Annotated in this window: 7 protein-coding genes; 3 read left to right on the top strand and 4 right to left on the bottom strand. The window is 60.7% G+C overall.

The genetic code is table 11. From position 1 onward, the window contains the following. Positions 1-77 precede the first annotated feature (77 nt). From sdhA to M0954_RS00935, 4 genes are all read right to left on the bottom strand, one after another. The gene (gene sdhA, locus M0954_RS00950) at positions 78-1,853 is read right to left on the bottom strand and encodes a succinate dehydrogenase flavoprotein subunit (RefSeq protein ID WP_122157612.1); all 1,776 of its coding nucleotides are present in this window, start codon (positions 1,851-1,853) and stop codon (positions 78-80) included. 4 nt (positions 1,854-1,857) lie between these two features. Next, entirely contained in the window at positions 1,858-2,226 is a 369-nt protein-coding gene (gene sdhD / locus M0954_RS00945; RefSeq protein ID WP_122157611.1) for a succinate dehydrogenase, hydrophobic membrane anchor protein, read from the bottom strand. 4 nt (positions 2,227-2,230) lie between these two features. After that, complete coding sequence (sdhC, locus tag M0954_RS00940) at positions 2,231-2,647, bottom strand: succinate dehydrogenase, cytochrome b556 subunit (protein ID WP_123386838.1); 417 nt, start codon at positions 2,645-2,647, stop codon at positions 2,231-2,233. 192 nt (positions 2,648-2,839) lie between these two features. Then, complete coding sequence (locus M0954_RS00935) at positions 2,840-3,643, bottom strand: GntR family transcriptional regulator (RefSeq protein ID WP_133893762.1); 804 nt, start codon at positions 3,641-3,643, stop codon at positions 2,840-2,842. A 511-nt stretch (positions 3,644-4,154) separates the two neighbouring features. Here M0954_RS00935 and M0954_RS00930 point away from each other — a divergent pair. The 3 genes from M0954_RS00930 to M0954_RS00920 form a co-directional block, all read left to right on the top strand. Beyond that, positions 4,155-5,138: a malate dehydrogenase gene (locus M0954_RS00930; RefSeq protein WP_133893763.1), complete on the top strand. Its 984-nt coding sequence runs from the start codon at positions 4,155-4,157 to the stop codon at positions 5,136-5,138. A 110-nt stretch (positions 5,139-5,248) separates the two neighbouring features. Further along, a complete protein-coding gene (locus M0954_RS00925) occupies positions 5,249-6,265 on the top strand; it encodes an aldolase/citrate lyase family protein (RefSeq protein WP_297351143.1) in 1,017 nt (338 codons plus the stop codon). Between the two features lie 25 nt (positions 6,266-6,290). Then, on the top strand, positions 6,291-6,501 hold a 211-nt coding region (locus tag M0954_RS00920), incomplete at its 3' end, for a citrate/2-methylcitrate synthase (protein WP_297351141.1).

The raw sequence follows: 6,501 nt of genomic DNA, 5'->3' as shown, positions 1-6,501 counted from the left end.
GCTGCGTCCTTGTCCGGATCGTAGCGGTAGATTTCAAATGTACGCTTGGCCATTTCTGAATTCCTTTGACTTGTGCCTTAGAAGGTACGCGCTTTCGGCGGCACCGATTCGACGGTCAGCGGTTGCATGTGAACCGGCTTGTAGTCGAGGCGATCGCCTTCGCTGAACCACAGCGTATGGCGCAGCCAGTTTTCGTCGTCGCGGTGTTCGAAGTCGTCTTGTGCGTGCGCACCACGGCTTTCCTTACGCGCTTCTGCCGACACCATTGTGGAGCGTGCCACTTCGATCAGGTTCGCCAGTTCCAGCGCTTCGACGCGAGCCGTGTTGAAGACCTTCGACTTGTCCTTCAGGTGGATGCTGTCAACGCGCTCAGCGACTTCGCGGATGCGCTCCACGCCTTCGGACAGCAGCTTCGAGGTACGGAACACACCGGCGTGCGCCTGCATGGTGGCACGGATGTCGTTCGCCACGTTCTGCGTGTATTCACCCGACGAGGACTTGTCGAGCTTGTCGAGACGCGAGAGCGCGAAATCAGCGGCATCAGCCGGCAGCGGCTTGTGCTCCTTGATTTCCCGCACGTGCTTGACAATATGGTTGCCGGCGGCGCGGCCGAACACCACCAGATCGAGCAGCGAGTTCGTGCCCAGGCGGTTCGCGCCGTGGACCGACACGCACGAACATTCGCCGACTGCATAGAAGCCGTTGACCGGATCTTCGTGACCCTTCGACGTGCCCACCACCTGGCCGTGAATGTTCGTAGGAATACCACCCATCTGATAGTGGATGGTCGGCACAACCGGAATCGGCTCTTTAATGCAATCGACGTTCGCGAACTTCAGCGCGATTTCGCGGATCGACGGCAGACGCTTCAGGATCGTCTCCGCGCCGATGTGCGACAGGTCGAGCAGCACGTGGTCCTTGTTCGGACCCACGCCACGGCCTTCCTTGATTTCCTGGTCCATCGAACGCGAAACGAAGTCACGCGGCGCCAGATCCTTCAGCGTCGGCGCGTAGCGTTCCATGAAACGCTCGCCGTTCGAGTTACGCAGAATGCCGCCTTCGCCGCGCACGCCTTCGGTAATCAGCACGCCCGCGCCGGCCACGCCGGTGGGGTGGAATTGCCAGAATTCCATGTCTTGCAGCGCGATGCCCGAACGCGCAGCCATGCCCAGGCCGTCACCGGTGTTGATGAACGCGTTGGTCGAAGCTGCGAAGATCCGGCCTGCGCCGCCCGTGGCGAACAGCGTGGTCTTGCCTTCGAGGATGTAGACGTCGCCCGTTTCCATTTCCATCGCGGTCACGCCGAGCACATCGCCTTCGGCGTCGCGGATCAGGTCCAGCGCCATCCATTCGACGAAGAACTGCGTCTTCGCTGCTACGTTCTGCTGATAAAGCGTGTGCAGCAGCGCGTGACCCGTACGGTCAGCGGCCGCGCAAGCGCGTTGCACCGGCTTTTCGCCGTAGTTGGCCGTGTGGCCGCCGAACGGACGCTGATAGATCGTGCCGTCCGCATTGCGGTCGAACGGCATGCCCATGTGTTCCAGTTCGTAGACTGCATTCGGTGCTTCGCGGCACATGAACTCGATCGCGTCCTGGTCGCCGAGCCAGTCGGAACCCTTGATCGTGTCGTAGAAGTGGTAGTGCCAATTGTCTTCGCTCATGTTACCGAGCGATGCGCCGATGCCGCCTTGAGCAGCCACCGTATGCGAACGCGTCGGGAACACCTTGGACAGCACGCAAACCGACAGGCCGGCGCGAGCGAGTTGCAGCGAAGCGCGCATCCCCGAGCCGCCTGCGCCGACGATAACCACGTCAAACTTGCGACGCGGCAGAGAATTCTTGATTGCAGCCATTCTTTTATACTCTCCAGAGAATCTGCGCAGCGTAGCCGGCACACGCCAGCAGCCAGACGATCGTCAGGGCCTGAAGGAGGAGACGCACACCGACGGGCTTGATGTAGTCCATCCAGATGTCACGAATACCTACCCACGCATGGTAGAACAGGGACAGCAGCGTCACGAACGTGGCGAGCTTCATCCATTGCGTCGCGAAGATCGACGCCCAGCCGTCATACGAGAAGTCTTGTGCGCCGAAGAACCACGCGAGCAGGATGATCGTGTAGACCGCCATGATCGTCGCCGTAATGCGCTGTGCGAGCCAGTCGCGCAGACCGTAGTGCGCGCCGACGACGAGACGCTTCGGACCGATTCGGTTATTAGCTGCCATTTTTTTAGAATGCTCCGAAGAGTTTGAGCGCAAAAGCGATCGTCAGAAGCGACGAAACGGCCAGAACGACGATGGAGGTTTGCTTGCCCTTCTCTTTCGTCGTGAGGCCATGGCTTGCGTCCATGAACAGGTGACGGATGCCGGCGCAGAAGTGGAACAGGAAGGCCCACGCGAGAACCAGCGTGATGAGCTTGACGATGATGTTGGAGAGGAAGCCCTTGAACACGTCAAAGCTGAGCTCTGAGGTAAGGCTTTGATCGAAGAGGTACAGCAGGAACGGAAGAAAAACAAACAGCAGCAAACCGCTTGCGCGATGCAAGATCGACACACGCCCCGCTAGTGGGAGGCGATACGCCGTCAATATCTGCCCGATACCGATGTTCCGGAACTCCGGCCTCGGTTTTTTTACGGCTTCAGCCATGCTAGACCCCTACTATGTAGTAACACTAATCCTGAATTTTAGCGCCTTTTCATATCGCGCTGCAGCGAAAACCCCAACGGTCATCTCCTGCACACGCGACAATGGCGTCCTCAAGAGGGCTCCGCGCGTTACGCGCGCCACCCTTAAACACGTCGATCCAGCCTGGACATCCGGGTCTCCGACTGCCCGGTTTTAGCTGAGATCGTTCTGATAGTAGTATCCAGTTGTGACATACCATCCACGCCGCACTTCGACGGGGCGGTCCCCATAGGTATAGGACACGCGCTCCACCGATAGCAACGGAAATCCGGGTGGCACCTTCAGCAGGTCGGCAACCGTAGGGTCGGCCGCCACCGCCCGAATCTTCTCGGACGCCCGGATCATGCGGGTTCCGAACTCAGTCTCGAACATCGCGTAGAGCGGACCTTTGTACTCCGAGAGCCGCTCGAGAGTGAGCCCGCGGAACACGACGCCGGGCAACCAAATCTCGTCGAGCACCGTAATTTCACCATCAAACTGCAAAAGGCGCTTTATAAGCACCACTGGGTCGGCTGGTTTGAGGTCGAGCTGGCGCGCGATATCGGCCGACGCACGCAGGCGGCGGCATTCTAGAAGGCGGCTAACGTGGGGATGTTCGGCGCCGTCATCGGCCAGTAACCTGAGGAAGCGAAACTGGGCGCGATCCTCATTGTGCGTTGCAACAAAAGTGCCCTTGCCCTGACGACGCACCAGCAGGTTATCCGCTGCCAGTTCGTCGATCGCCTTGCGCACCGTTCCCTGACTCACCTTGAAACGGACAGCCAGTTCGACCTCACTGGGAATGATTTCACCCGGCTTCCATTCACCCGACTCGAGGCTGTGCGTAATCAACGCCTTGATCTGCTGATACAGGGGGCTGAAAGTGGGCGATGTAGCGGGTGCAGCAGCAGCGGACGCGCCCTCGCCCGGCCCTCCAGGGCCGTTAGGATTCGGAGTGCTCGCCGGGTTCGAATTCATGCGCGCATTTCATCATAAAGGCCTGTCTGCCGTCTATTACTTTCCCGGCAACAGATATGTCTTATATAAGACATAAGATACTGTTGACTTTGTTTGGGCCGAATCCTACACTCCTTGGCGAGCAAGGGTTCGAGGGTTGTTCAACGGCTTTTTCATGGGTATCCCCGGGTACTGCTGGCAAGCCACCTGGCACTCAAAGCCGCTCTGCATCACGCTGTTGTCCCTCGCGGTTCCGCTTTCGATTCGCCGGTCTTTGTCCCGCCAGACGCTTCGGAAACACACCCTTGCAGGAGCCCGGCACCATGCAGCGGCCACCGGTGTCCCGCGCACCCGCTCGGCTGCACAGGTTTCCGGCATGGCGGTCTTGCCGCAACGCGCTTCCAGCCTCGGCTTTCAGCCTGAGGCGCCCCGCGTAACAGTGAATTCCGCCCTGTTTCACAACGCTTCGCTTAACGCCCATATAGAATGGCGTTTTCCCTAGCGTCTAACGCATCGTCCTGGAGAATTCTCAATGGCTAAGCCCGCAAAGCGCGTTGCCGTCACCGGCGCCGCAGGTCAAATCGCTTACTCCCTGCTATTCCGCATCGCCAACGGCGACCTGCTCGGCAAGGATCAGCCGGTGGTCCTGCAACTGCTCGACCTGCCGCAAGCGCAAGGCGCCGTCAAAGGCGTCGTGATGGAACTGGATGATTGCGCATTCCCGCTGCTGCAGGGCGTCGTGATCACCGACGATCCCAAGGTTGCGTTCAAAGACGCTGACGTGGCCCTGCTGGTCGGTGCGCGTCCGCGTTCGAAAGGCATGGAACGTAAGGATCTGCTGTCAGCAAATGCTGAGATCTTCACGGTGCAAGGCAAGGCGCTGAACGAAGCCGCCAGCCGCGACGTGAAGGTGCTGGTCGTCGGCAACCCGGCCAACACCAATGCTTACATTGCAATGAAGTCGGCGCCGGATCTGCCGAAGAAGAACTTCACCGCCATGCTGCGTCTGGACCACAACCGTGCACTGTCGCAACTGGCTGCCAAGTCGGGCAAGCCGGTCGCCTCGATCGAAAAGCTGGCAGTGTGGGGCAACCACTCGCCGACAATGTACCCGGATTTCCGCGTTGCAACGGCAGAAGGCCAGGACCTGACCAAGCTGATCAACGACGACGAATGGAATCGCAACACGTTCATCCCGACCGTCGGCAAGCGCGGCGCAGCGATCATCGAAGCGCGCGGCCTGTCCTCGGCAGCATCGGCAGCTAACGCAGCAATCGACCACGTGCGTGACTGGGTGCTCGGCACGAATGGCAAGTGGGTCACGATGGGTATCCCGTCGGACGGCTCGTATGGCATTCCGGAAGACATCATTTACGGTGTGCCGGTAACATGCGAAAACGGCGAGTACAAGCGCGTCGAAGGCTTGGCAATCGACACGTTCTCGCGCGAAAAGATGGACGGTACGCTGAACGAGCTGCTCGAAGAGCGCGAAGGCGTTCAGCACCTGCTCGGCTAAGCGCCTGATGTAGACCAGCCGGGACTCCGTTGCGCTGCGGCGGGTTCCGGTTTTTTACGTGCGGCCCGAATCAGATTCCTCAACGAATCAACACGCCCCTGACGCCGAAGATGCGCGCCCTCACACCCGCCGAAGTGCTGTTTGACGGCGAAGCGCCGCCCACAGTCCTGCCTGCCTGCGATCACTACGCCGGCAGTGAAAAGCTGATGCTCAAATCGCTCGCTTTGCAGCAGGAGTTGGGGCCGGTGTTCGACATCACGCTCGATTGCGAAGACGGTGCCCAGGTGGGCCGCGAGGCGGAACATGCGGAGCTGGCGGCGTCGCTGCTGGGCAGCGAGCATGACCGCTTTGGCCGCGTGGGCGTGCGGATTCACGATTTCAATCACGCGCACTGGCGCGACGACGTGCGCCTGATCCTGCGCGCCGCCAAACGCGCTCCTGCGTATATCACTCTGCCGAAGATCCGCAGCGTTCCCGATGCCGCCGAAATGTGCGCGTATATCGAAGCAACGCGGCGTGAACTCGGCATCGCTCAACCCGTGCCGGTGCAGTTGCTGGTCGAAACCCACGGCGCACTGGCGCGGGCGTTCGATCTGGCCGCATTGCCGGGCGTCGAAGCGCTCAGCTTCGGCCTGATGGACTTTGTCTCCGCGCACGATGGCGCGATCCCCGATACGGCGATGCGCTCGCCTGGCCAGTTCGATCATCCGTTGGTGCGGCGCGCCAAACTCGAGATCGCCGCGGCCTGCCACGCGCACGGCAAGGTGCCCTCGCACAACGTCAGCACCGAAGTGCGCGATATGAGCGTGGTGGCCAACGACGCCACCCGCGCCCGCAACGAGTTCGGCTATACGCGGATGTGGAGCATCCATCCGTCGCAGGTGCCGGTTATCGTGGCCGCCTTTGCGCCTCGCGATGAAGAGATCGCCACGGCTGCCGAAATTCTGCTGGCCGCGCAATCCGCCCACTGGGGCCCGACGCGCCATCACGACACCCTGCACGACCGCGCGAGCTACCGTTATTACTGGTCGGTGCTGCGCCGCGCACGCTCGACCGGACGCGCGGTGCCTGCTGAGGCTGCGCCGCTCTTTGCTGCAACCGGTTCCACCAAAGAGTCCGCATCATGAGCGGGCATACAGGAGACTGCTGGAGATGAGCGAAAAGACGCAAGCCGCAGCGACACCAGGCGAGAACGGAGCCCCGGGCGCATTCAAACCGAAGAAATCCGTGGCGCTGTCAGGCGTGACGGCGGGTAATACTGCGCTGTGTACGGTCGGCAAGACCGGCAATGACCTGCATTACCGCGGCTATGACATTCTCGACATCGCCAGCACCTGCGAATTCGAGGAAATCGCCTACCTGC

The sequence above is a fragment of the Paraburkholderia sp. genome, assembly GCF_026225065.1.
Classification (GTDB): domain Bacteria; phylum Pseudomonadota; class Gammaproteobacteria; order Burkholderiales; family Burkholderiaceae; genus Paraburkholderia.
Note: the sequence above shows the minus strand (reverse complement) of the source record. Positions and strands in the feature narration are given on the sequence as shown.